Source organism: Caenispirillum salinarum AK4, assembly GCF_000315795.1.
GTDB classification, from domain to species: Bacteria; Pseudomonadota; Alphaproteobacteria; order Rhodospirillales; family Rhodospirillaceae; genus Caenispirillum; species Caenispirillum salinarum.
The window spans coordinates 160,402-184,913 of the sequence record NZ_ANHY01000004.1 but is presented as its reverse complement, the minus strand read 5'-3'; the positions used below and the strand labels follow the sequence as shown (position 1 = coordinate 184,913).

Genomic DNA, 24,512 nt, shown 5'->3' with positions numbered 1-24,512 from the left:
GCCCGCGCGCATCGAACGGTTGATGCGGGCGGGCCGGCGGCCACATGATGGAGGTCTCGGGGTCAACCACGATAAGGGGATGACGATGTTTCCCATCGACGTGCGTTTCATTGACCTGCAATCCTCCCCCGCCCTTCTGTCCGATATCGAGGACCGCTCCGAAAAGCTCGGCCATGCCTGCTCGGCCCTCACCCACGGCCGACTGACTGTGTCGCGCGAGCTGGGGCGCGGCCGCCGGACGCCGGCCATCAAGGTGGCGCTGACCGTCAACATCCGCGGGCGCGGCCTGCGCACCATCCACGCCGAGGCCAAGACCGGCCGCCAGGAGCCCGGATTGGCCGTGGCCGGCGCCGTGCGCCAGGCGTTCGAGACCGCCATGCGGCTGCTGGTCTCCGACCGCAAGAGCCGTCCCAACCAGATCCAGCCCGTGCCGGTCTGAGGACCGGCGCCGCCGCGGCGGATCGACATTGACAAGCGGGACGCCTGTCCCGACATTCACGGCTCCGAGACACATGGTGGGGCGGCCGGCGACGGTCGCCCCGCTGCGTTGCAGGCCCTACGACCCTCCGCCCCGGACCGCGATGGCGACTGACGCTTCCCCCGCCCTGGCCGACCTTGCCGACACCGGCGCCCGCACCGACACCGACGCCCTGGCGCGGGTGGCGGAGCGCTTCGCCGTGCGCCTGACGCCGCACCTTGAGGCAGCCATGGCCGAGGCGCCGACGGAAGCGGCGCGCGCGGCGCTGGCGCGTCAGTTCGTGCCCTCGGCGGCCGAGCTTGCGACCACCCCGGAGGAGCGGGCCGACCCCATCGGCGACGATGTCCACAGCCCCGTGCCGGGCCTGGTCCACCGCTACCCGGACCGGGTGCTGCTCATGCCGGTGGAGGTCTGCGCGGCCTACTGCCGCTTCTGCTTCCGCCGCGCCGTCGTCGGCCAGGGCGACGGCCTGCTGCCCGACGCAGACCTGGACCGCGCCGTGGCCTACGTCGCCGACCGGCCGGATATCTGGGAAGTGATCCTGACCGGCGGCGACCCGCTGGTGCTCAGCCCGCGGCGGCTGAAGGCCCTGGTCGCGCGGTTGGACGCCATTCCCCACGTCGGCGTCATCCGCCTGCATTCACGCCTGCCCGTGCATGACCCCGCCCGCGTCACGCCGGCGCTGGTGGACGCGCTGTCGGCGGCGGAGGACTCGGTCGTCTGGCTGGCGGTTCACGCCAACCACGTCGCCGAGTTCACCGCCGAAACGCGCGCCGCGCTCGGGCGCCTGTCCGGCGCCGGCATTCCGCTGGTGGGGCAGACGGTGCTCTTGAAGGGCGTCAACGACACGCCCGAGGCGCTGACCGACCTGTTCCGCGCCATGGTGCGCCACCGCATCAAGCCCTATTACCTGCACCATCCCGACCTGGCCGAGGGCACCGGGCACTTCCGCCTGCCGCTGGCCGAGGGACGGCGGCTGGTGAAGGGCCTGCGGGGCGTGGTATCGGGGCTCTGCCAGCCGACCTATGTCCTGGACATTCCCGGCGGGCACGGCAAGGTGCCGGTCGGGCCCGATGCCCTGCACGACGATCCCGGCCGCACGGATGCCACCATGGTGGACGATCCCTGGGGCCGCCCGCACCGTTATCCGCCCGTGCCCGAGGGAGGCGCCTGACCATGCCCAGCATCCAGCGACACCGCGCCGCCGCCGGCCAGGGCCGCGGCCAGCGCGACACGCTCCGCCGCGCCAAGGCCGACAAGCCTGGCAAGGCGCAGGCCGCCGCGCCGGACGCCGCCGCGCCCAAGGCCAAGGCCGCGCCCTCGCCGCGCAAGGCGGAGCCGGCCCGGCCCACCGCTCCGACAGATCGCCCCAAGGCCGTCAAGCCCGAGGCGCTGGGCAAGGCGCCGCGCAAGCCGCGCGTGGTGCGCGCTGCGCCGGAGCTGGAGCGCGAGGACAAGGCGCCGGGCCGCAAGGCGGGCGCGAAGGGCCGCCGTCCGGCGCGCCACGGCCTGTCCGGCCCGCCGCGCCCGGCCGAGCCGCCCAAGGAAGCCGGCAAGCCCCCCGCGGTCAGCGAGACGCCCCGCCGCAAGCCGACGGAGGCGCCGCGCTACATCGCCTTCCACAAGCCCTACGGCGTGCTCAGCCAGTTCACGGCGGAAAGCGGCCACCGGGCGCTGGCGGAGTTCGACCTGCCGCCGGGCGTCTACGCCGCCGGGCGGCTGGACATGGACAGCGAGGGCCTGCTGCTTCTGTCCAACGACGGCACGTTCATCAATCGCCTGCTCAGCCCCCGCCACGGGCACGAACGCAGCTATCTGGTGCAGGTGGAGGGCGAGCCCGACGCGGCGGCCCTCCAGGCCCTGCGCGAGGGCGTGCGGGTGCGCGACTACGTCACGCGGCCGGCGCGGGTGGAAACGCTGGACGCCGCGCCCGACCTGCCGCCGCGCGACCCGCCCATCCGCGAGCGCCGCCACATTCCGACGACGTGGCTGAAGATCACGCTGACCGAAGGCCGCAACCGCCAGGTCCGCCGCATGACCGCCGCCGTCGGGCACCCGACGCTGCGGCTGGTGCGGGTGTCCATCGGATCGCTGGACCTGGGCGACCTGCCGCGCGGGCGGTGGCGCGAGGTCAAGCGCAAGGACGTGCTGCCGCGCGGCTGATCCGTCCGGCACCGCCGTCCGTCCGACTCCACTCACAGGTCCGTCACCGCGCGATCACGCACCGCAGCGCGATCGCCCGGCACGGCATCTACGTCTTGCGGAGGCGTTACGGGCCGCTGGCCGGGGCGGCGGGCGCGACTCGAGTCGGTGATGCAGCTGAATCACGGCCGCCCTTCGGGTGTTGCAGCACGAACCCACCGGCGGCCCCCGATCACATCCGCGCGAGCCGCCGTCGCCCTTGCGGCCCAAGGGCGCGGGATACTGCGGCCCATGGCGATACAGCGGGGCATCGCCTGATTCATCACTACTGCACGTGGGGTTGACGGCGCGGCCCGCGTGTCCTCATCTGAGAGACGGAAGACGCGACCGGTGCCACGGCGCCAGCGTTTTTTTGAGGATCGCGTGGAACTCCATGGGGGGTAACGTCGTTCCCTTCTGTGAGGTCTATCTCGACTCTCTACTCTCTCACTCTCTCTCAAATACCTTCCCCCGCCGGTTCGCCGGCGGGGATTTTTTTTGCAGATTTGACACGCCCGCCCTACCTTAAAGCCTGTAGCGACAGGGGTCCGTCCCGCCCCCTATCCCCACTGCCAAGCGTGCGGACACAGGCGCTTTCTTCGATGTACCGACAGACAACCAACGACATCACCATCGAAGTCCGGTCGGTCTTCCTTGAGGACCAGTCCTCGGCGGCGGAGAACCGCTTCGTCTGGGCCTACCAGGTGACCATCCGGAACGGCGGCGAGAAGACCGTCCAGCTTCTCAACCGCTATTGGCGCATCACCGACGCGCAGGGCCATGTGCAGGAGGTGCGCGGGGCCGGCGTGGTGGGCGAGCAGCCCGTCATCCACCCCGGCGACTCCTACGAGTACACCAGCGGCACGCCGCTGACGACGCCCTCGGGGATCATGGTCGGGGCCTACGAGATGATGGACGAGGACGGCGACCACTTCGAGGCCGCCGTTCCCGCCTTCTCGCTGGACAGCCCGCACGACCGCGCGGCGGTGAACTGAGCCGCCGCCGCCTCCGTATCGCCACCGATCGACGGTTGAAGAACTTGCCGACCGCCGGTTCCCGACCGATATGGGGCCCATCCGCCCGCGCCGACCGACGGCGCCGGCCGGAGCCGAGAGACTGGAGAGTGTGCCCGTGACCGAAGCCAAGCCCGTCAAGACGCCGTCCGCCCTGCGCGACTTCCGCGAAGGCGCCACCGCCACGGCCCCGCGCGCCACCGACTCCGCCCCCGTATCTGCCGCCGAGGCCGGCCGCCCCTCGCGCGAGGAGGCCGAGGCCGCCATCCGCACGCTTCTGCGCTGGGCCGGCGACGATCCGACGCGCGAGGGGCTGGTCGACACCCCCGCCCGCGTCGCCCGCGCCTACGAGGAGTTCTTCGCGGGCTACGGCGAGGACCCCGAGGACATCCTGCGCCGTACCTTCGAGGAAACCGACGGCTACGACGAGATGGTGCTCCTGCGCGACATCCGCATCGAAAGCCACTGCGAGCACCACATGGTTCCGATTCTCGGCAAGGCGCACGTCGCCTACCTGCCCGACCGGCGCGTGGTGGGCATCTCCAAGCTGGCGCGGGTGGTCGAGATCTACGCCAAGCGGCTGCAGATCCAGGAAAAGCTGACGGCCCAGATCGCCAACGCCATCAACGACGTGCTGCAGCCCAAGGGCGTCGCCGTCGTCATGGAAGCCGCCCACCAGTGCATGACCACGCGCGGTATCCGCAAGCCGGGCGTGACCATGGTCACCAGCCGCATGCTGGGCGCCTTCCGCGACAACCCGACGACGCGCCGCGAGTTCATGGCGCTGATTTCGGGCGACCGCGGCCACTTCTGAAAGCCGTACCGCCCGGCGGACAAGGCATGACGGCCCGGGCGTCCGCCCGGGCCGCGTGTTTGTGCGCCGCCGCGTTTCCCTTTACCCTCCTCGTGGTTGCCTGTAAGGAAACCGTATTCGCGCGCGGGAGTGGCGGGAGGCCTGGTGATCACCAACATCGATTTCCGGCCGGTGACCCTTATCATCGGCTGGCTGCTGCTTGTGCTCTCGGGGGGCATGATCCTGCCGCTGGTGGTGGACCTGTACGTCGGGAACCCCGACTGGCAGGTGTTCGCCATCGCCGGCGGGCTGGGCGTGTTCATCGGCGGTGCGCTGGTGCTGACCAGCCGGGCCGCCAATCTTGCCTTTTCGTTGCGCCAGGCCTTTCTGGTGACCAACCTGGCGTGGTTGTGCCTGCCGGCGTTCGCAGCCCTGCCCCTGTGGCTGGCGGGGCTGTCCTACACCGACGCCTTCTTCGAGGCCATGTCGGGCATCACCACCACCGGCGCCACCGTCATGACCGGCCTGGACCTGGCGCCGCCGGGGCTGCTGCTGTGGCGTTCGGTGCTGCAGTGGCTGGGCGGCCTGGGTATCATCATCATGGCCCTGACCATTCTGCCCATGCTGCGCGTCGGCGGCATGCAGATGTTCCGCGTCGAGGCCTTCGAGGCGCAGGAAAAGATCCTGCCGCGCGCCACCCAGCTGGCCGGGGCGCTGGTGGGCCTCTACATCGGCCTGACCTTCCTGACGGCCTTCCTGCTGTGGCTGGCGGGCATGTCCGGTTTCGATTCCACCGCTCACGCCATGACCACCATCGCGACCGGCGGGTATTCCACACGCGATGCGTCGGTCGGCGCCTTCGACAACGTGTGGGTGGACGTCATCATCACCTGCGGCATGATTACCGGCGGCATTCCCTTCCTGCTGCTGCTACAGGCCCTGCGCGGCCAGGGCGGCCGCCTGGTGCGCGATACCCAGGTGCACTGGTACATCGGAAGCCTGGCGGTCTTCATCCTGCTTGTGGCGTGGTGGCTGTGGGCCTACGACGGGTTCGAGTTCGGCACGGCGCTTCGCTATGCCGCCTTCAACGTCACATCGGTCATGACCGGCACCGGCTATGCCACCGCCGACTTCAATGCCTGGACGGGCTTCCCCGTCGCCGCGCTGTTCTGCCTGATGTTCGTGGGCGGCTGCGCGGGCTCGACCACCTGCGCCATCAAGATCTTCCGCTTCCAGATCCTTTACGAGACCGCCCGCGTGCAGATCAAGCGGCTGCTCCAGCCCCACGGCGTGTTCATCCCCTATTTCAACCACCGCCCCATCCAGGCGGGCGTGGCCGAGGCGGTGATGGGGTTCTTCTTCCTCTACCTGCTGTCGTGCGCCTTTCTGGCCATGGCCCTGGGGCTGATGGGGCTGGACCTGGTGACGGCGGTTTCGGGCGCGGTGACCGCCATCAGCAACGTGGGACCGGGCTTGGGCGACACCATCGGCCCGGCTGGCAACTTCGCGCCGCTGCCCGACGCCGCCAAGTGGCTGCTGGCCTTCGGCATGCTGCTGGGCCGGCTGGAGCTGTACACCGTGCTGGTGCTTCTGCTGCCCCGCTTCTGGCGCGACTGAGGACGCAAGGCCGGCGCTGCCGGGGGTGCGGGGCGTGGGGCGGGGATGACGCGCGGCACCGGCGCCCCCACATTTCAAGGGTCGTTCAACAAGGACGTCCGCCCATGCCCACGCTCGAACACGACAGCACCGGCCGCCTGTCCCGCTTCCGCCTTGCGCCCATCGCGGCGGCCGAGACCATCCCGCTGCGCCACGCGGTGCTGCGCCCGATGCAGCCGCTGGAAGCCTGCCGCTACCAAGGCGACGATGCCGCCACCACCTATCACGCCGGCGCCTGGGCCGAGGGCGACCTGATCGGCGTCGCGTCGGTCTTTCTGGAGAACGAGGACGGCTCCACCGACGGGCCCGACTGGCGCATCCGCGGCATGGCGGTGGAAGCCCCCTGGCGCGGCCAGGGCGTCGGGGCGGCGCTGCTGCGGGCCGTCATCGCGCACTGCGCGCTGCAGCAGGACGGCGGACTGCTGTGGTGCAACGCGCGCACGGCCGTGGAGCCCTTCTACCGCCGCTTCGGCTTCGTGCGCGAGGGCCAGGAATTCGACCTGCCGCCGCTCGGCCCCCACATCCGCCTCCACCGTCCGCTGGGGATGATGGACCGGGCCCTGCGGATGTAGCGTGGCCCGGTCTCATACGCGCCGATGATTGAAATCATCGACGCTGCGTTCACTCGGCACGCAGCCTCACGCGCCATGAGGCGCGGCGGCCCGTCGGCCTTGCCGGGCGACAAGTGTACGATTTCGAGTGTCGCCCGGTATCAAACCTTGAACCGCGCCGGCAGGCCCTGGTCCCAATAGGGTTCGGGGCCGAAGCGGTCGGCCAGGAACCCGATGAACGCCCGCACCTTGGGCGCGACGAACCGCGCGCTGGGATAGACCGCCCACACCGCCACGTCGGTGGCGATGCAGCAATCGGGGAACAGCGGCACCAGGTCGCCGCGAGCCAGCTGTTCGCCGATGTCCCAGGTGGATTTGCGCGCGATGCCCAGTCCCTTGGCCACCGCGTCGCGCAGCACACCGGCGTGGTTGGTCTTCAGCGAGCCGGAGACCCGCACGGTCCGGCGGCCCTGGGGCGTGTCGAACTCCCACAGGTTCTGGTCGTTGTGGACCAGACAGTTGTGGTCGACCAGATCCTGCACCCGCGTCGGCGTGCCCATGCGCGCCAGGTACTCGGGCGCGGCACAGACGATGCGGCGGTTGGGCGCAAGCTTGCGGGCGACCAGCGTGGAATCCTTCAGCGCCGCGATGCGGATGGCGCAGTCGAACCCCTCGTCCACGATGTCCACCAGCGAGTCCGCCATGTGCAGTTCCATGGTGACCTCGGGGTGGTCGCGCAGGAAGTCCGGCACCAGGGGCGAAATGTGCATCAGCCCGAAGCTGGCCGGCACCGTCACCCGCAGGTGCCCCCGCGGTGCCCCGTCGGCCCGCACCGCCGCCATGGCCTCCTCCATTTCCTCCAGCACCCTCAGGGCGTGGGCGTGGAAGGCCGTGCCCTCCTCGGTCGGCGTGACGGCGCGGGTGGTGCGGTGCAGGAGCCGCGCGCCGACCCGCGTCTCCAGCCCGGCGATGCGCTTGGATGCCACCGCCGGCGACAGGCCCAGCTCCCGCCCCGCCGCCGACAGGTTTCCCGCCGCCACCGCCTTCACGAACAGGTTCAGGTCATCCAGCTCCACGGCCTCGCGCTCCATCTTCAACGAATTGGAAAAGGTATTTCCATGGTAGCGGGGATTATCAAACGGCGCGAGGCTTCCTATGTTGGGACCAACGGATAACGCAGTGACCAGGAGACCCCTTCCATGGAGCCCAACCCCTTGTTCAGCGAGTATGCGAGTCGCGTTCCCACGCCGGCCGAACGGCGGCGCGCCATGGCCCGGGGACGGGCCGAGCGGTCGCGCGCCGCCTTCGCCATGGCCGCCGGCCTGCGGTCGTGGCTCGCGGACCTGGTCCGCCCGCGCCAGCGCATCGTGGTGCCGCCCCGCGGCGACCTGCGCATCGTCGCCTGCAACGATTGCTGAGGCGGCACGCCGGCCTCGGCCTTTCGATCATCGCCCCTACCCCTCGCGGCATCGTGACCTGCGCGTCCGGTGCCGCATCTTGCGCGGCAGCCCGGCCTTGCCGACCATGGCTCGAGCGAGTCCCAGAGTTGCAAGGCCCGGATACCCGCCCATGCGCGTCCTGATCCTCTTCCTTCTCCTCGCCGGGCTGGTGGTGCCGGCGCCGCCCGGTGGCGCCGCGCGGGCACAGTCGGTGGCGGTGGACTCGATCGGCCCCGACGGCGTAATCCTCACGCGGTCGGGCAACCGCTACCGCGTGTCTGCCCAGGGCGGCCGCCTCGGCCTGGTGCCGGCGGCGCCGCCGCTGCCGGAAAGAGGCCCGGACGCGCCGGGCCTCATCCCGCACGGCCGGGCCGTGGAGGGCGACCGCGACATCGCGCTGGCCTGGCTGGCCCGGCCGACGCCGCGCTATGCCCACGGCGTGCTGGGCGATCCGCTTGAGGCCGCCGCCCTGCGGGTGCGTGCGGCCAACGGCGGCGGCATTGTGGAGCACGTCCTGCCCGAGACCCAGGTGTTCGAGGACCTGTATCCGCGCCTCGCCGACCTTGACGGTGACGGCCGCGACGAGGTGATCGTGGTGCGCGCCCATGCGGCGCGGGGCGCGGCGGTGGCCGTTTACGGCCTGCGCGATGACGCGCTGGTGCCGCTGGCCGCGACCGAGCCGCCGGGCGTTCCCAACCGCTGGATCAATCCGGTGGGCGCGGCGGACTTCGACGGAGACGGCTTCGTGGAGGTGGCGGCCGTCGAGACGCCCCACATCGGCGGCGTTCTGCATGTGTGGGAATGGCGCGACGGTGCCCTGCACCACCAGGGGTCCATGGCCGGCGTGTCAAACCACGCCATCGGTACGCCTGTGCTGGACCTGCACGCCATCGCCGACATGACCGGCGACGGCCGTCCCGACATCCTGCTGCCCGACCAGCCGCGCACCAGCCTGCGGGTGCTGACGGTGACGCCCGAGCGCATCCGCGAGGCGACGCGCATCAGCCTGCCGGGCGCCCTGGGCACCCGCATCGTGGCGACCGGTCATGGATTTGTGATGGGAACCACCGGCGGCGATCTGGCCGTGGTGCCGATGCGCCCCTAGCAACCGCCACCCCTGCGGCGTGAGCCACCGCCACCCCTGCGGCGTGAGCCAAGGGCGCGGCCAGCGCCCGTCCGGCGCCTGATGGGCGATGGAAAAACGAGCCGGTGGTAGGGGCAGGGGGACTCGAACCCCCAAGGCCGAAGCCACTCGATTTTGAGTCGAGCGCGTCTACCAGTTCCGCCATGCCCCCATTGGGACCGGCCCGAAGACCGCTGTTCTACACCGCCCGCGTCAATGCCGCAACGGTCCTCGGCGTTGCCCGGCGCCGGGCAAGCTGCTACACGACGGACAACGCCCACGCAACGGAGCCTCCCCCGCGTGCTGCAACGGACCTACGACTGGACCATGCGCCAGGCCGCCCAGCCCCACGCCCTGTGGACGCTGGCCCTGATCTCCTTCATCGAAAGCTCGATCTTTCCCATCCCGCCGGACGTGCTGCTGATCCCCATGGTGCTGGCGGCGCGCGAGAAGGCGTGGAAGATTGCCGGCGTCTGCGCCATCGCCAGCGTCACCGGCGGCTATGCCGGCTATGCCGTCGGCTTCTTCCTGTTCGAGAGCATCGGCGAGCCGATCATGGCCTTCTACGGCTACATGGAGAAGTTCGCCGACTTCCAGGCCCTGTACAACGAGTGGGGTGCGTGGATCGTCGGCATGGCGGGCTTCACGCCGTTCCCCTACAAGGTCATCACCATCGCCAGCGGCGTGACGCAACTGGACCCGGTGGTGTTCGGCGTGGCGTCGGCCATCAGCCGCACGGCGCGGTTCTTCCTGGTCGCCGCGCTGCTCTGGAAATTCGGGCCGCCCATCCGCACCTTCATCGAACAGCACCTGGGCAAGCTGACCATCGCGTTCTTCGTGCTGCTGTTCGGCGGCTTTGCCCTGTTGAAGTTCCTGTAGCCATGGCCGTGCCGATGACCCTTGCCCACAGCCCGCGCCTCGTGCCGCTGTCCATCCTGGCCGTATGCGCCGCCGCCCTGGGGGCTGCGCTGGTCCTGGAGCATGTGCTGGACGTGCGGCCCTGCATCCTGTGCCTGTGGCAGCGCGTCCCCTTCGCGGTGGCGGGCGTGTTGGCCGCCGTCGCCCTGCTGCCGGGGCTGGCGCCGCGCGTGCGGCGGGGGATCGTGGCGGTCTGCGGGCTGGTGTTTCTCGTAAACATGGGTATCGCGGGCTTTCACGTCGGCGTGGAGCAGCACTGGTGGGAAGGCACCGCCCAGTGCGCCGCCCCCGCCGGCGGGGCGCCGCAAAGCCTGGCCGAGATGCGCGCGGCGCTGGAAAGCCCGTCGCAACTGGCCCGGTGCGACGAGGTCGCCTGGTCCCTGTTCGGCATCTCGCTGCCCGGCTACAATGTCGTTCTGAGCCTGGTGCTCGGCGCCGCGTCGCTTTTTGCCGCGCGTCGGGCCGCATTGTGGAATGCCCGCTGAAGGACTGTCGAGGAACCTGCCCATGTCCACGCACGAGACCCGCGCCAATCTGAAGCGCACCGTCGAGAACCGCCTGCCCGGCGACCCGGACCGCGAGCAGTTCCTCGAGCGCCTGTGCCGCGTCAACCAGGCCGGCGAATACGGCGCGGTGCGCATCTACTCTGGCCAGATCGCCGTGCTGGGCCGCACCAAGATCGGCCCGACGCTGCGCCACATGCTGGACCAGGAAAAGGAACACCTGCGCTATTTCACCGACGAGGTGGGCAAGCGCCAGGTGCGCCCGACGATCATGCAGCCGCTGTGGCACGTCATGGGCTTCGCCCTGGGCGCCGGCACCGCACTGATGGGCGAAAAGGCCGCCATGGCCTGCACGGTGGCCGTCGAAGAGGCCATCGACGAGCACTACGCCGAACAGCGCGAGAAGCTGGGCGACGACGAGCACGAACTGCGCGAGACGGTGGAGCGCTTCCGCCTGGAGGAGCTGGAACACCGCGACATCGGCTACGAGCACAAGGCCGAGCAGACGCCGGGCTACAATCTGCTCTACGGCCTGGTGCGCAACGGGTCCAAGTTCGCCATCTGGCTGAGCACGAGGATTTGATTTTTCGCGGATCGCCTGCGATCCGCTGTGCCCCTCAGGCGCCGGGCGGGCGCTGACCGCGCCCTTGGCTCACGCCGCAGGAGCGGCGCCGTCGCAGTCGCGCCGGTTTGGTGCATTCGAACCAGCACCACACCTTGTTGCCCTGACGCGGAGCGCCGCCGCACCACTCCCCGAGGGGGTCCGGGGGGATCGCGTCGATCCCCCGGTTTCCTTTTCCCTCCCCTCCCGCACGGCAACTTCGCACCGCACAACGGCATTGACTTCCGGGGCGCGGTCGGGCCATCTATGCCGATCGTTTCGCCGCCGCATGGCGGTTTGAAATTTTATTGCTGACCATTTTGGGAGGACAGACGGATGAGCTTCACCGTGGCCGAACCGGCGCCGCCGCGCCTGAATCGCAGCGAACAGGCGGTTCCCGGCTCCAACACCCGGTTCCTGGAGAAGGCCGCCGCGGGCGATGCCGACATGGTGTTCCTGGACCTGGAAGATGCCGTCGCCCCCTCCGAGAAGGCCCAGGCGCGCAAGAATATTATCGAAGCCGTGAACGATCTGGACTGGGGCGGCAAGACCATCTCGGTGCGCATCAACGGCCTGGACACCCATTACATGTACCAGGACGTGATCCAGATCATGGAAAACGCGGTCGACAAGATCGACCTCATCATGATCCCCAAGGCCGGCACCGCGTCCGACATCTACGCCGTCGACATGCTGTGCACCCAGATCGAGCAGGCCAAGGGCTGGACCAAGAAGGTCGGCTTCGAGATGATCATCGAGACGGCGCTCGGCATGCAGAACGTGCACGAGATCGCCGCCGCGTCCAAGCGCAATGAAAGCCTGCACTTCGGCGTGGCCGACTACGCGGCCTCCACCGCCGCGCGCACGGTGGGCATCGGCGGGCCGAATCCGAACTACGGTGTGCTGACCGACGCCGACGAGGCCGGCAACCGCGATTTCCACTGGGGCGACATGTGGCACTACGCCATCGCCCGCATGGTGGTCGCCGCCCGCGCCAACGGCCTGCGCCCCATCGACGGCCCGTTCGGCGACTTCTCCGATGCCGAGGGCTACAAGGCCCAGGCGCGCCGCGCGGCCATCCTGGGCTGCGAGGGCAAGTGGGCCATCCACCCCAACCAGGTGGCGCTCGCCAACGAGATCTACAGCCCGTCCGACAAGGACGTCGCCCAGGCCCAGGCCATCCTGGACGCCATGGAAGAGGCGCAGAAGTCCGGCCAGGGCGCGGTGACGCTTAACGGCAAGCTGATCGACATCGCCTCGATCAAGCAGGCCCAGGTGCTGGTCAAGATGGCCGAGCAGATCAAGGCCGCCGGCAAGTAAGGCTTGTTTGCGCCCGGCGCCGCGGCGCCGGGCTGCGGTGTGCGCGCTTCCGCGCACGCCTTCGGCTCCAAGCGGCACGCAGCCTCACGCGCCTGACCGGCGCGGGGTCGCGGTCGCGACCCTATTCGCGGTTTGCGGCTGCAAATTGCTCCGCGCCGGGCGCCGCCGAACTGCATATGAAGGGGAGTTCCGGCGCGGTTGCCGCACCGCGCCGGGTCCTCGTGCGTTTTTGGGGCTTCACCCGGGGCGCGCCTATGGTATCCCTTGGGCCGCTTGAAGCGACGAACCAGGACGCCATGAATTTTCTCGACTTCGAAAAGCCCATCGCCGAACTGGAAGGCAAGATCGCCGATCTGCGCCACCTGTCGGACGACGACGGCATCAACATCGCCGACGAGGTCGCCCGCCTTCAGGCGAAGGTGGAAAAGCAGCTCAAGGCCACCTACGCCAAGCTGACCCCTTGGCAGAAGACCCAGGTCGCGCGCCACCCCGACCGGCCGCACTGCCTGGATTACGTGCGCCAGCTGATCGAGGATTTCGAGCCGCTCGCCGGCGACCGCACCTTCGCCGAGGATCATGCCATTGTCGGCGGCGTCGGGCGGTTCCGCGGCCGCAGCGTCATGGTGATCGGCCAGGAAAAGGGCCACGACACCGAAACGCGCGTGAAGCACAACTTCGGCATGGCCATGCCCGACGGCTACCGCAAGGCCCGCCGCCTGATGCGCATGGCCGACCGCTTCCGGCTGCCGGTCGTCACGCTGGTCGACACCGCCGGCGCCTACCCCGGCGTCGCGGCCGAGGAACGCGGGCAGGCCGAAGCCATCGCACGCGCCATCGAGACCTGCCTCGACATCCGTGTGCCGCTGGTGTCGTGCATCATCGGCGAGGGCGGCTCGGGCGGTGCCATCGCGCTGGCCTCGGCCAATTCCGTGCTGATGCTGGAGCATTCCATCTATTCGGTCATCAGCCCCGAGGGCTGCGCCGGCATCCTGTGGCGCTCCGGCGACCAGGCCCAGGCCGCCGCCGAGGCGCTGAAGCTGACCGCCCAGGACCTGCACCGCCTGAAGGTGATCGACGAGATCGTGCCCGAGCCCCTGGGCGGCGCCCATCGCTCGCGCAAGGCCGCCATCGAGTCGGTGGGCGACGCGCTGGAGCGCCACCTTTCGAAACTGATCCCGACGGAAGGCGGCGTCCTGCGCGCGCGGCGCCGGGACAAGTTCATCGAAATGGGCCGCAACGGCCTGGAATAAGCGGACTCGCGGTGGCCGGCCCGACCGGCCGCCGCCGCCGCCGCCATCAAACGTCCAGCGACATCTGCCGCGCGTCCGGCGCGGGCCGTCGGCGGCCGCTCCGGCTGGGAATGCCGCTTTTCCGGCTGCCGTGGCGGGCCTGGATGGCGTCGGCTTCCGCCCGGAACGCATCTGACCTGCGCAATGCATGCATCCGCTCGCGTGCCCGCCGCGCCGCCGCCTCATGGTCGACCACGGGCGGCGGATAGCCGGCCGCGGCAAGGCCGCAGTCGGCGCGTTCGATGGGAGACAGCTGCCAGGGCGTGTGGATCAGCGGCGCCGGAACGCGCGCCAGCTCGGGCACCCAGCGGCGGATGAAGGTGCCGTCGGGGTCGTGCTCGCGCGACTGCTTCACCGGATTGTAGACGCGCAGCGTGTTGATGCCCGTGGTGCCGCTCTGCATCTGCACCTGGTTCCAGTGGATGCCCGGCTCGTAGTCGGTAAACAGGCGGGCGAGGTGCAGGCCGGGCGCCCGCCAGTGCAGCCACAACTGGTATGCCGCGAACGCCGTCAGCATCGCCCGCATGCGGAAGTTGATCCACCCGGTCTGCGTCAGAAAGCGCATGCAGGCATCCACGAAGGGAATGCCGGTGCGGCCCTCGGCCCAGGCGGGGAACAGTGCCGGGTCGAAGGCATCCTCCCGCAGCCCGTCGTGGCCGCGATGGACGTTGCGGACCTCGTGCGCCGGCGCGTCCTCCAGCTTCTGGATGAAGTGGCAGTGCCAGTGCAGCCGGGCGGTGAAACTGTCCAGCGCCGCCGCGCCCATGCCGCCGGCGCCCGTCCGCCGCTGGTGCCACGCCGCCTGCGTGACCTCGCGCAGGGACACGGTGCCGAAGGCCAGGTGGGGTGACAGGCGCGAACAGGCGTCGGGCGCGGTGAGCGGGCTTGCCATGCCGCGCCGGTAGTCAGCGCCCCGCCCGGCCAGAAAACCCTCCAGCAGCGCCAGCCCGGCCGTCCGCCCGCCGCGCTGGCGGCCGTCGCACGGGTCGGCGGCGACGGGAACGGTCTCCGGCAGCGGGCCGGGATCAAGCCCCGGCACCGGCGTCAGGGCATGGGGCGTCGGCGTCGGCGGCCGCGCCATGAACCCGTCCCACCGTTTCGCCCAGCCGTCGCGGCGCGTGAGGCTCCGCACCACGCCCGTCTGGGGCCACTCCGTCCACCGGATGCCGTGCGACCGGGCCCAGGCGGCGACGGCGCGGTCGCGGGCATAGGTCCAGGCGCTGCCCGTCTCCTCGTGCGACCACAGGCCGGCGATGCCCAGCGACGTGCGCAGGTCCTCCAGAACCTCCGTCACCCCGCCCACCCGCACCACCAGCGGTGCACCCAGGGCAGCCAGCGACCGGCGCAGGTCCGTCAGGCTCTCGCGCAGGAAGGCCCACTGGCGGCCGGAGGCGTCGGGCTGGCGCCACAGATCGGGCTCGATCACGTAGAGCGGCACGACCGCTCCCGCCGCCGCGGCGCGGGCGAGCGGGGCGTGGTCGGCGGCGCGCAGGTCGCGCTTGAACCAGACGATGTGGACGGGGCGGCTCATGGCGGGCGGTTTACGCCGCCACCGCCGCGCCGGATCAACCGCCGCCGGCGCAGCGCTCAAGGACGTCGCGGCCCAGACGCGCAAGCTCGGGCGGGCTCAGGGACCGGCGGCTGTCGCGCGGCAGCGCATCGAGGCAGGCCTGCGGCGTGTCCGTCTCGCCTGTGCCCGCGAATCCCTCCTCGGGCGGGTCCAACGTCACCCAGGCCAGGTCGTCGCCCACGAACGTGGCCGTGCCGACGCAGCAGATGGCGCAGGAGGCGATGTCGTCGTAGGCCTCGAACGGCACGCCCTGCTCCCCCAGGGCCAGCGCCAGAAGGTCGTAGGGCGTGATGTTCACCGACCCCGCCACCGCGCCGCCCGCCACGGCCGCCGCCGCGACTCCGCCGTTGCAGCGGTCGCCGCCCATGTGGGTCTCCACCAGGTGAAGGCGGTCGCCGTCGCGCCGCACGGTCTGGACGCCGGTGAAGTGGCCGGTGCCGCCGCCGTGGTGATAGGTCTCCACCACATGGCCGGCATCGGTTTCGCCCAGATAGCGCCAGGCCACCCAGCCGCGCATGGCGGCGTCTTCGGGCAGGTCGGCCAGGCGGTAGGTATAGCCGTGCCAGCCGGCGTCCGCATTCACCCCGCGCTCCACCGGAACGATGTAATCGGCGGTGCCGCAGGTGGTCACGTCCACCGACGGCGCGTCTATCCACGATTCGAAGCACAATGGATCCAGCGGCGCACCGTCGTGCATCAGCGCCGCCGGCACGGCCTCGGCCGCCAGCGCCGAAGGCGGGGCCGAGACCGTCAGCACCGCCACAGCCGCCGCAACTGCTCCAACTGTCTGAAACCGCATGGCCTTTCCTCCGCTGGCCCCACCGTAGCGGGCGAGTGTAGCAGCCCGAAGATCGCTTTTCCCGGGCAAGAACATGCTTTTTTGGTGGCCGCCGCTATATTCGCACGGATATAACGGTAGCCAACAAAGCCCCCGGAGAGGGAGCGGACGTCCCCATCCGACGATCCGAATACGGGAACAGGAGAGCTTCATGATGGACCGCTTCACCGGTTACGGGCGCCTCGGCCGCTGGGCTGCCGCCGCCTGCCTCGCCTGGGGCCTGACCAGCGGTGCCGTGGCGGCCGCCGTTTCTGCCGCCGAGACCAGCCTTTTCGCCGCCGCCTCGACCACCAATGCCATGCAGGACGTGCTCGCGGCGTTCACCGAGGCGACCGGGACCGCCGTCACCCCCTCCTTCGCCTCGTCGTCGACGCTCGCCAAACAGATCGAGCAGGGCGCCCCGGCGGAGGTGTACGTCTCCGCCAACCCGCGCTGGATGGATTATCTGGAAGAGGCGGGCCTGCTGGTGGACGAAACGCGGACCGACCTTCTGGGCAATGCGCTCGTGTTGATCGCGCCGGCCGACTCGCCGCTGGACACCGTGCCGGTCGGCGCCGGCATGGACCTCGCGGCTCTGCTCGACGGGGGGCGGCTATCCGTCGGCGATCCCGACCACGTGCCCGCCGGCATGTATGCCGAGGATGCGCTGAAGCGCCTCGGCCTGTGGGCCACCGCCGCGCCGGCCCTGGCGCGTGCCAACGACGTGCGCGCCGCGCTGGCGCTGGTGGCGCGGGGCGAGGTGCCGCTGGGCATCGTCTATGCCACCGACGCAGCCATCAGCGACGGCGTCAAGGTGGTCGGCACCTTCCCCGAGGACAGCCACAAACCGATCACCTACCCGGCGGCGCTGGTGGCCGACACGCCGGCAGCCCGCGACCTGCTGGCCTTCCTTGGCGGCGAGACGGCGGCGGAAATCTTCGCCCGCTACGGCTTCCGCGTCACCGGCGCCCCCGGCCAGTGATGGAGGCGCTGACCCTGACGGACCTGGAGCGCGAGGCCCTGAGCCTGAGCCTCCGGGTCTCTCTCTGGGCGGTGGCGGGAAGCCTGCCGCTCGGCATCGCCTTCGCCTGGCTGCTGGCCCGGCGGGACTTTCCCGGCAAGGTGCTGGTCGACGGCCTGATCCACATGCCGCTGGTGCTGCCCCCGGTGGTGACGGGCTACGTGCTGCTGGTGACGCTGGGGCGGCGCGGCGTGGTGGGCCAGTACCTGTATGACTGGTTCGGCATCCAGTTCGCCTTCACCTGGAAGGCCGCCGCCATTGCATCCGCCGTCATGGCCTTTCCGCTCATGGTGCGCGCCATACGGCTGTCCATGGAGGCCGTGGACCGGGGGCTGGAGCAGGCGGCGCGGACGCTCGGCGCGTCGCCCCTGCGCGTCTTCGCCACCGTCACCCTGCCGCTGGTGGGGCCGGGGGTGCTGACCGGGGTGATTTTGGCCTTCGCCCGGTCGCTGTCGGAGTTCGGGGCGACCATCACCTTTGCCTCGAACATTCCCGGCGAGACGCGCACGCTGCCGCTGGCACTGTACACGCTGACCCAGGTGCCCGGCGGCGACGCCGCGGCCTTCCGGCTGTGCGTCATCTCCGCCCTGCTGGCCCTGGCCGCCCTGGTGGCGTCGGAGCTTCTCGCGCGGCGCATGCAGAAACGACTGAAGGGGTAGGGGGGCGTCATGCTCGACGTATCGGTGCGCAAGCGGCAGGGGGACTTCCTGGTGGACGCCGCCTTCAATTCTCCGGCCGCCGGGGTGACGGCGCTGTTCGGCCGGTCGGGGTCGGGCAAGACGTCGGTCATCAACATGGTCGCGGGCCTGAGCCGCCCCGACGAGGGCCGCATCGCGGTGAACGAGGCGGCGCTGTTCGACTCGGCGGCCCGCATCGACCTGCCCATGGACCGGCGGCGCTGCGGCTACGTGTTCCAGGACGGCCGCCTGTTCCCGCACATGACGGTGCGCGCCAACCTGACCTACGGCATGAAGCTGGTGCCGGCGGCGCGGCGGGTGATCGCCTTCGACGACGTGGTGGGCATGCTGGGCATCGGCCATCTGCTCGACCGCCGGCCGGCTCGGCTGTCGGGCGGCGAGAAGCAGCGCGTCGCCATCGGCCGGGCGCTGCTGACCAGCCCGCGCCTTCTGCTCATGGACGAACCGCTGGCCGCGCTCGACGAGACCCGGAAGGGCGAGGTTCTGCCTTTCATCGCCGACCTGCCCAGGCATTTCGCCATTCCCGTGCTCTACGTCAGCCACTCGCTGGACGAAATCCTGCGGCTGGCCGACACGCTCGTGCTCATGGACGGCGGCAAGGCGGTTGCCGCGGGCCCGGTGGAGGACGTGGTGGGCGCATTGCACCTGTCGGGTGCGGTCGACGCCGCCGAGGCCGGTGCGGTGCTGACCACGACGGTGGAGGCGCACGACCCCGCCCATCACATGACCCTGCTGGCGTTTCCGGGCGGGCGCCTGTCGGTGCGGCGCATGGACCTGCCGGTGGGCGCGGCGGTGCGCGTGCGCATTCGGGCCGGGGAGGTGGGCATCGGCTTGAGCCCCCCGCGCGACACCAGCTTCCAGAACGTCTTCCCGGCCGTGATCCGCGACATCGGCCCGCCACAGGACGGTCAGGTGGACGTGCGGCTGGACGCCGGCTGCACGGTGTGGGCCCGCATCACCACCCGCGCCCTGGAAACCATGAGCCTGCGGCCGGGGCAGGTGGTGCATGCGCTGGTGAAATCCGTCGCCCTGACCCGCGCCGACGTCGCCGGCCACGAAGCCCCGCCGCCGCAGCGGGCGGCGGGGTAGGCATCACCCCCGCACCTTCATTTCCAGCAGGTCGTCGATCAGCGCCGTCACCTTCCGCCAGTGGACGGGGTCGGCCCCGGGGTCGAGGCAGGCGCGCAGGCTGGCGGCCAGGTCCCGCAGGGTCTGGTGTTGGTGCTCGGGCAGCCGCCTCCGCCGGGCAGGAGAGAAGAAAACGGCGCCCAGACTCTCGGCCGCTTCGCTGTCGTTCAGTTCCCGGCGCACGGTCAGCAGGCCCTGTCGGACGATCCCGTCCACGGCGCGCGCACGCCAAGCGGCGACCGGAGGCAGTCGCAGCGGGGGACGCTTCGGCAACGGTGCGGCCAGGGTGACGCGGGCGCCAGAGGATTCGATGCGGTCGGACATGAGGGGCTTCCCGGCGGATGACGGACGTCATTCACCGGCAGCAAGCGCCGTGCCGACTCTCAACAGCTTGGAATTGTTCTGAATCCAGGCGGCGGTGCCTCCGCCGTTCGCGATCCGCAAGGCAATCCGCGAGCCGCCGACTGCGATGCGCAACGCAAAGCAGCCTGCCCGTCACTCCCCAACGACGCGCAGGAAGACCCGTTCCTCGGCCTCTTCCAGATGGGACATGGCGGCCAGGAAGTCTTCGCGTGTCGCTACGTATTCCCCCACTGCCTCCACCAGGCAGTCCTCGACATGATGGCCCGAGCGCGCCGCCAGCGCCCGCAGACGCTCCGCCAAGCCGCTGCCCAAGGTCAATTCGAACGTCTCTGCGTCCTTCACCCGCTCCACTCCCCGCGTGTGGTCCTCGTCCATCGGCAATGCTCTTTTCCGTCCTGGCGGTCCCGGCTCTGGTGTCTGCCCGTCACGGCCGGGTTGCGTCAGGGAGCGGAACTCTACATTTTCTTCCCGCATCGCAAAAGGCCGAGTAGCGGAAAGTTGCAGCCCTCCCTAAGCCTAACGACCCACGACTCCCGGATAGCACACGAGTCGCCGCGATTGAGTGCGGGCGCCAAAATGCGCGTCAAGGGCGCCGTTCGCACGGCTCTCGATGCGCTCGGCGGCCGGTTCCTGATGGCCGGACGCCGCGCGGGGCGTGGCGGCGCAAGGCCCGACTCGGAAAGCCGGGGCGACGGGCGCCGGGGCGGGACGGGGACGCCCGCCAAGGGCCGCCCGGGCGGCGGTGCCGGTGGACGCGGCGGCGGCAAGCGGGGCGACGGCCGGAAAAGGAAGGCCGCGCCGAAATCGCGCCGCCGCACCTGGGGCTGGCGGCTCGCCCGCTGGACGCTGGTCGCCGGCATCTGGGGCTTCGTCATCGCGCTGGGGGTGCTGGCGTGGTTCGCCTACGACCTGCCGCGCGTCGACGACGTGGAGGCCATGACCCGCCAGCCCAGCGTCACCGTGGTCGCCGCCGACGGCTCGCGCCTGGCCAGCTTCGGCGACGTCTATGGCGCCGTGGTCACGGTGGACGACGTGCCGCCCTACCTGCCCCAGGCCATCCTGGCGACGGAGGACCGGCGGTTCTACGAGCATTTCGGGCTCGACGTCTTCGGCCTGGCGCGGGCCATGGTGGCCAACCTGCGCGCCGGGCACGTGGTGCAGGGCGGGTCGACCATCACCCAGCAGGTGGCCAAGAATCTGTTTCTCACGCACGAGCGCACCATCAAGCGCAAGGTGCAGGAGGTACTGCTCGCCCTGTGGCTGGAGCAGAATTTCACCAAGGACGAAATCCTGACCATCTACATGAACCGCGTCTACCTGGGTGCGGGCGTGCATGGGATGGAGGCCGCGGCGCAACGCTACTTCGACGTCTCCGCCCGGCGCGTGAGCCTCTGGCAGGCCGCCGTGCTGGCCGGGCTGATGAAGGCGCCCAGCCGCTACAATCCGGCCGCCAATCCCGACCTGGCCGCCAAGCGGGCGCGCGAGGTGCTGGGCAACCTGGTGGAGGCCGGCTATTTGACTGCCGGCCAGGCCGAGCGCGCGGCGGAAGGGCTTCAGGTGGCGGGGCTGGACCGGGCGCGGCCCGGCCGCTACTTCGCCGACTGGGTGATGGACGACCTGGAGGCCTACATCGGCCGCGTGCAGCAGGACCTGACGGTGGTCACCACGCTGGATCCCGGCATTCAGCGGGCGGCGGAGGACGCGCTTTCGGCGGCCCTGGCGCGCGAGGGCAAGCTTCAATCCGTGGGCCAGGGCGCGGTGGTGGTGCTTGACACCGACGGTGCGGTGCGCGCCATGGTGGGCGGGCGGTCCTACGCCGCCAGCCAGTTCAACCGCGCGACGCAAGCCATGCGCCAGCCGGGCAGCGCCTTCAAGCCTTTCGTGTTCGCCGCGGCCGTGGAGGACGGCATGGGCCCGGCCACCGTCATGGCCGACGAACCGGTGACGGTGGACGGCTGGAGCCCGCGCAACTTCGACGGCCGCTATCTCGGCGCCATCACCCTGACCGACGCGATGGCGCGGTCGGTCAACACCGTGGCGGTGAAGGCGGCGCAGGACGTGGGCGTGGACGCGGTGACGCGGACCGCGCGCCGCTTCGGCGTCACCACGCCCATCGCCGACAACCTGTCCATTGCGCTCGGCACGTCGGAGACGACGCTGCTGGACCTGACGGGCGCCTACGTGCCCTTCGCCAACGGCGGCTGGGGCGTGGTGCCCCACGGCATCGTGGAAATCCGCACCCGCGACGGCCGCGTGCTCTACCGCCGGTCCGGCGGCGGGACGGGCCGCGTGGCACCGCCGGAGGTCGTTTCGGCCATGAACACCATGATGAGCGCCGTCGTCTCCGACGGCACCGGATCGGCGGCGGACCTTCCCGGCCGGCCCGAGGCGGGCAAGACCGGCACCAGCCAGGACAGCCGCGACGCCTGGTTCGTGGGCTACACGGCGCACTACGTGACGGGCGTGTGGATGGGCAACGACGACGGCACGCCCACCGCCGGCGTCACCGGCGGCGGCCTTCCCGCCAAGGTCTGGCAGCGGGTGATGACGGCGGCGGAGCAGGGCCTGCCGGCCCGCGCGCTGCCGTAGTGCGGCCGTCAGGAGACGTGGACGCGTTTCCTTACGGCGCGTACACTTTTGCACACGTGCGCATGTCCTTTCGGAGCCCCTGTGATGGACCGCCCGCAGCAGTATCTTTCCGCCCGCGTTCCGCCCGAGCTTCGCAATCGCTTCAAGGCGCTCGCCGCCTTGCACGGCCGCAGCGTGCAGGACCTTCTGCGCGAGGTGGTATCGAACTACGTTTCGCGGGAGGAGGCGGCGGCCCGCCCGCTGACGGTGGGCACCGTGATCGCCCGGCTCCGCCCCCATCGCGAGGCCTTGCGCGCGCGGGGTCCGGCATCTTGCAGTGTTCGGCTCGGTGGCGCGAGGGGATGCCCGCCCCGACAGCGACGTTGATCTTGCGGTGGCGTTCGAGCCGGGGCAGGCGCCCTCCCTCGTCGGCCTCGCCAGCCTCCGCGCCGACGTTGCGGAGCTGGTGGGACAGCCCATCGACCTCGTGCCCTGGTCGAGCATGCGCGACGCGGTGGCGACCGCCGCTCGGGCCGATGCGGTGGACATCTTCTGATGCGGCGCGTGGGCGATCTACGGCCATTGCGCCAGCAGCCGCCTCGCGGGATCATAGGCACTCCAGGAGTAATCCCATGACCGCCGCCGCGAGAACACGCATGGATGTGGTGCGAGAGCGCCAGGTGGCGGCCCGCCGGGCGCGGGCCGTGGCGGCGGCGCGTGCCATCGCGGCGGAGCACGCGGCGCTGGGGATCGAGACGTGGGTGTTCGGCTCGCTCGTCTCGGGCCGGTTCGGCGTGGCGTCGGACCTGGACCTCGCCGTGCGGTGCCCGCACGCGCGCAAGTACGCCATCGAAAGCCGGGCGCAGGAGATCGCGGGCGACATCCCGGTGGAGATCGCCTACCTGGACGAACTGCGCGAGCCCTGGACGTCGCGCATCCTGTCGGAGATGGTGGATGCTGCCAGCCTTCGTTGACCTCTTTGCCGACCTTGACGATCTGGTGAAGCCGGAGGCCGCCATGCTGTCCGAGGCCGCCGCGCGCTTACGGGCACTGCAGGGCGACCGCTCCGGAGCCGATGCGCTGGACAAGTGGATGGCTTTTCATGCCGTCGCCTCGGCGACCGAGAAGGTCTACACGGGCCTTGAGAAGATCATGGACGGCGTGGCCGCCGGCGTGGACCTGACGCCCGTTCCCCGCAGCGGCAGCTGGCACCAGGACCTTCTGCGCCGCGTGGCCCGCCCCTTTCCCGAGGTGCGGCCGCCGCTGCTGGATCGCGACCTCCACGCCGAGTTGAGCGGCCTCTGCTCCTTCCGGCATCGCGAGCGCAACATGTACGGCAGCCAACTCGACCCGCACCGGCTGGCCGAGCAGGCGGATCGGGCCGTGGCGCTGGTGCCGCGCTTCGAGGCCGCCCTGCAGACACTGCATAACCACTTGGCCGAGGCGTCGCCCTGAGCGCGCGCTATCCACTGGCATCGCGGCCCCGGTTGCGCTAGCTTGCGGCGCATGGACACGCTGCCGTTCTCCTTGCCGACGTTCGATCCCGGATGGGTCTGGCTGGTGGGGGCCGGGCCGGGGGATCCGGGCCTGCTGACCCTGCTCGCCGCCCATGCGCTCGGCCATGCCGACGTTGTGGTCTATGACGCGCTGGTGGACCAGGGCGCACTGGCGCTCGCCAACCCCGACGCGGAACTGGTGTACGCCGGCAAGCGCGGCGGCAAGCCCAGCCCGAAACAGCCCGACATCACCAACAGCCTCATCGCGCTGGCGCTGGAGGGCAAGAAGGTGCTGCGGCTGAAGGGCGGCGACCCCTTCGTCTTCGGGCGCGGCGCGGAAGAGGCCCGCGCCCTGTCGCAGGCGGGCATTCCCTTCCGCGTGGTGCCGGGTGTGACCGCCGGGGTCGGCGGGCTGGCCTACGCCGGCATCCCCGCCACCACCCGCGACACCAACGCCGCCGTCACCTTCGTCACCGGCCATGCCTCGACCGGCGAGGTGCCCGACGGCATCCGCTGGCCGGAACTGGCCAAGGGCAGCCCGGTCATCGTCTTCTACATGGCGCTCAAGCACCTGCCGACCATCATCGAGCGGTTGATCGACGGCGGCCGCGATCCCGCCGACAGCGCCGCCGTGGTGGCCAGCGCCGCCACGCCCGAGCAGCGCGTGGTCACGGCGCCGCTCAAGGACCTGGGCGAGGCGGTCACGCGCGAGGGCATCGCACCGCCGGCCATCGTGGTGGTGGGCAGGACGGTGGATTTCCGCGAACACCTGGACTGGTGGACGCCTGCGCCCGCCGCCGCGCCGCCGTCGACGGCCGTGCGCACGGTGCTGGACGCGGAAAAGACGGTCGCGCGCGCCGGCTGAGTGCGGCGGCGGTTGCGGAATATCATGGCCCCTTCATAGTCTGGGGGTGATGCTGTGGCGCTTCCGGCGGGCGCCCGTGCAAACCACGTCCGCCGGACCACAGGCCATCTCAGCCGCTTTC

The 24,512-nt window shown here is 70.7% G+C and carries 27 protein-coding genes and 1 tRNA gene; 22 read left to right on the top strand and 6 right to left on the bottom strand.

What is annotated here, in order from left to right:
• The first annotated feature begins 79 nt into the window (after positions 1-79).
• The 7 genes from C882_RS04305 (at position 80) to C882_RS04275 (ending at position 6,693) form a co-directional block, all read left to right on the top strand.
• On the top strand, positions 80-439 hold the full coding sequence (locus C882_RS04305) for a hypothetical protein (RefSeq protein WP_043643587.1): 360 nt from the start codon (positions 80-82) through the stop codon (positions 437-439).
• A gap of 142 nt (positions 440-581) precedes the next feature.
• The gene (locus C882_RS04300; protein ID WP_009539326.1) at positions 582-1,652 is read left to right on the top strand and encodes a lysine-2,3-aminomutase-like protein; all 1,071 of its coding nucleotides are present in this window, start codon (positions 582-584) and stop codon (positions 1,650-1,652) included.
• A 2-nt stretch (positions 1,653-1,654) separates the two neighbouring features.
• The gene (locus tag C882_RS23855; protein ID WP_009539325.1) at positions 1,655-2,641 is read left to right on the top strand and encodes a pseudouridine synthase; all 987 of its coding nucleotides are present in this window, start codon (positions 1,655-1,657) and stop codon (positions 2,639-2,641) included.
• A gap of 620 nt (positions 2,642-3,261) precedes the next feature.
• A complete protein-coding gene (gene apaG, locus C882_RS04290) occupies positions 3,262-3,654 on the top strand; it encodes a Co2+/Mg2+ efflux protein ApaG (protein ID WP_009539324.1) in 393 nt (130 codons plus the stop codon).
• 136 nt (positions 3,655-3,790) lie between these two features.
• Positions 3,791-4,486, top strand: a complete 696-nt coding sequence (folE, locus tag C882_RS04285; RefSeq protein WP_009539323.1) for a GTP cyclohydrolase I FolE — start codon at positions 3,791-3,793, stop codon at positions 4,484-4,486.
• A 144-nt stretch (positions 4,487-4,630) separates the two neighbouring features.
• Positions 4,631-6,082 carry a TrkH family potassium uptake protein gene (locus C882_RS04280; protein WP_009539322.1) on the top strand — a complete coding sequence of 484 codons (1,452 nt, stop codon included), beginning with the start codon at positions 4,631-4,633 and terminating at the stop codon, positions 6,080-6,082.
• A gap of 104 nt (positions 6,083-6,186) precedes the next feature.
• Positions 6,187-6,693, top strand: coding sequence for a GNAT family N-acetyltransferase (locus C882_RS04275; RefSeq protein WP_009539321.1), 507 nt, complete (start codon positions 6,187-6,189; stop codon positions 6,691-6,693).
• A gap of 140 nt (positions 6,694-6,833) precedes the next feature.
• Here the strand turns inward: C882_RS04275 and C882_RS04270 are convergent, their stop codons facing one another.
• Complete coding sequence (locus C882_RS04270) at positions 6,834-7,748, bottom strand: LysR family transcriptional regulator (RefSeq protein WP_201448333.1); 915 nt, start codon at positions 7,746-7,748, stop codon at positions 6,834-6,836.
• A 123-nt stretch (positions 7,749-7,871) separates the two neighbouring features.
• Here C882_RS04270 and C882_RS04265 point away from each other — a divergent pair, with 123 nt between their 5' ends.
• Positions 7,872-8,090, top strand: a complete 219-nt coding sequence (locus C882_RS04265; protein WP_009539319.1) for a hypothetical protein — start codon at positions 7,872-7,874, stop codon at positions 8,088-8,090.
• 151 nt (positions 8,091-8,241) lie between these two features.
• Complete coding sequence (locus C882_RS22930; protein WP_009539318.1) at positions 8,242-9,216, top strand: FG-GAP repeat domain-containing protein; 975 nt, start codon at positions 8,242-8,244, stop codon at positions 9,214-9,216.
• Positions 9,217-9,321: 105 nt separating this feature from the next.
• On the opposite strand, the gene C882_RS04255 is transcribed toward C882_RS22930, so the two are convergent.
• Positions 9,322-9,406, bottom strand: a tRNA-Leu gene (locus C882_RS04255).
• A gap of 128 nt (positions 9,407-9,534) precedes the next feature.
• Between C882_RS04255 and C882_RS04250 the strand changes: the two genes are divergently transcribed.
• The 5 genes from C882_RS04250 (at position 9,535) to C882_RS04230 (ending at position 13,826) form a co-directional block, all read left to right on the top strand.
• A complete protein-coding gene (locus tag C882_RS04250) occupies positions 9,535-10,113 on the top strand; it encodes a YqaA family protein (RefSeq protein ID WP_009539317.1) in 579 nt (192 codons plus the stop codon).
• A gap of 2 nt (positions 10,114-10,115) precedes the next feature.
• The gene (locus C882_RS04245) at positions 10,116-10,637 is read left to right on the top strand and encodes a disulfide bond formation protein B (RefSeq protein WP_009539316.1); all 522 of its coding nucleotides are present in this window, start codon (positions 10,116-10,118) and stop codon (positions 10,635-10,637) included.
• 22 nt (positions 10,638-10,659) lie between these two features.
• Positions 10,660-11,238 (top strand): demethoxyubiquinone hydroxylase family protein, encoded by a 579-nt coding sequence (locus C882_RS04240; protein WP_009539315.1) that lies wholly within the window; start codon positions 10,660-10,662, stop codon positions 11,236-11,238.
• A gap of 354 nt (positions 11,239-11,592) precedes the next feature.
• The gene (locus C882_RS04235) at positions 11,593-12,576 is read left to right on the top strand and encodes an HpcH/HpaI aldolase/citrate lyase family protein (protein WP_009539314.1); all 984 of its coding nucleotides are present in this window, start codon (positions 11,593-11,595) and stop codon (positions 12,574-12,576) included.
• A 296-nt stretch (positions 12,577-12,872) separates the two neighbouring features.
• Positions 12,873-13,826, top strand: coding sequence for an acetyl-CoA carboxylase carboxyltransferase subunit alpha (locus C882_RS04230; RefSeq protein ID WP_043643584.1), 954 nt, complete (start codon positions 12,873-12,875; stop codon positions 13,824-13,826).
• A 46-nt stretch (positions 13,827-13,872) separates the two neighbouring features.
• Here the strand turns inward: C882_RS04230 and C882_RS04225 are convergent, their stop codons facing one another.
• On the bottom strand, positions 13,873-15,396 hold the full coding sequence (locus tag C882_RS04225; protein ID WP_009539312.1) for an FAD-binding domain-containing protein: 1,524 nt from the start codon (positions 15,394-15,396) through the stop codon (positions 13,873-13,875).
• Between the two features lie 34 nt (positions 15,397-15,430).
• Positions 15,431-16,234, bottom strand: coding sequence for a hypothetical protein (locus C882_RS04220; RefSeq protein WP_152415192.1), 804 nt, complete (start codon positions 16,232-16,234; stop codon positions 15,431-15,433).
• A gap of 190 nt (positions 16,235-16,424) precedes the next feature.
• Between C882_RS04220 and modA the strand changes: the two genes are divergently transcribed.
• Genes modA through modC form a run of 3 tightly spaced genes read left to right on the top strand, consistent with a single transcriptional unit; the run spans position 16,425 to position 19,060 of the window.
• On the top strand, positions 16,425-17,234 hold the full coding sequence (gene modA / locus C882_RS04215; RefSeq protein WP_009539310.1) for a molybdate ABC transporter substrate-binding protein: 810 nt from the start codon (positions 16,425-16,427) through the stop codon (positions 17,232-17,234).
• Positions 17,234-17,932, top strand: a complete 699-nt coding sequence (gene modB / locus C882_RS04210) for a molybdate ABC transporter permease subunit (protein WP_009539309.1) — start codon at positions 17,234-17,236, stop codon at positions 17,930-17,932. The genes modA and modB overlap by 1 nt, the downstream gene beginning before the upstream one ends.
• A 9-nt stretch (positions 17,933-17,941) precedes the next feature.
• Positions 17,942-19,060 (top strand): molybdenum ABC transporter ATP-binding protein, encoded by a 1,119-nt coding sequence (gene modC, locus C882_RS04205; protein ID WP_009539308.1) that lies wholly within the window; start codon positions 17,942-17,944, stop codon positions 19,058-19,060.
• Positions 19,061-19,063: 3 nt separating this feature from the next.
• Here modC and C882_RS04200 read toward each other — a convergent pair whose 3' ends face one another.
• Both C882_RS04200 and C882_RS24935 read right to left on the bottom strand, forming a co-directional pair.
• Entirely contained in the window at positions 19,064-19,423 is a 360-nt protein-coding gene (locus C882_RS04200; RefSeq protein WP_043643582.1) for a hypothetical protein, read from the bottom strand.
• A gap of 171 nt (positions 19,424-19,594) precedes the next feature.
• The gene (locus C882_RS24935) at positions 19,595-19,837 is read right to left on the bottom strand and encodes a hypothetical protein (protein WP_009539306.1); all 243 of its coding nucleotides are present in this window, start codon (positions 19,835-19,837) and stop codon (positions 19,595-19,597) included.
• Between the two features lie 201 nt (positions 19,838-20,038).
• On the opposite strand from C882_RS24935, the gene C882_RS04190 reads away from it, so the two are divergent.
• The 5 genes from C882_RS04190 (at position 20,039) to cobA (ending at position 24,391) form a co-directional block, all read left to right on the top strand.
• Positions 20,039-22,051 (top strand): transglycosylase domain-containing protein, encoded by a 2,013-nt coding sequence (locus tag C882_RS04190; RefSeq protein ID WP_009539305.1) that lies wholly within the window; start codon positions 20,039-20,041, stop codon positions 22,049-22,051.
• Positions 22,052-22,328: 277 nt separating this feature from the next.
• Positions 22,329-22,586: a nucleotidyltransferase family protein gene (locus C882_RS04185; RefSeq protein WP_083875679.1), complete on the top strand. Its 258-nt coding sequence runs from the start codon at positions 22,329-22,331 to the stop codon at positions 22,584-22,586.
• A 76-nt stretch (positions 22,587-22,662) separates the two neighbouring features.
• Entirely contained in the window at positions 22,663-23,004 is a 342-nt protein-coding gene (locus tag C882_RS04180; protein WP_152415190.1) for a nucleotidyltransferase domain-containing protein, read from the top strand.
• Positions 22,985-23,485: a ribonuclease toxin HepT-like protein gene (locus C882_RS22925; protein WP_009539302.1), complete on the top strand. Its 501-nt coding sequence runs from the start codon at positions 22,985-22,987 to the stop codon at positions 23,483-23,485. Before C882_RS04180 ends, C882_RS22925 begins: the two co-directional genes overlap by 20 nt.
• A 51-nt stretch (positions 23,486-23,536) precedes the next feature.
• Entirely contained in the window at positions 23,537-24,391 is an 855-nt protein-coding gene (gene cobA, locus C882_RS04170) for a uroporphyrinogen-III C-methyltransferase (RefSeq protein WP_009539301.1), read from the top strand.
• The last annotated feature ends 121 nt before the right edge of the window (positions 24,392-24,512 follow it).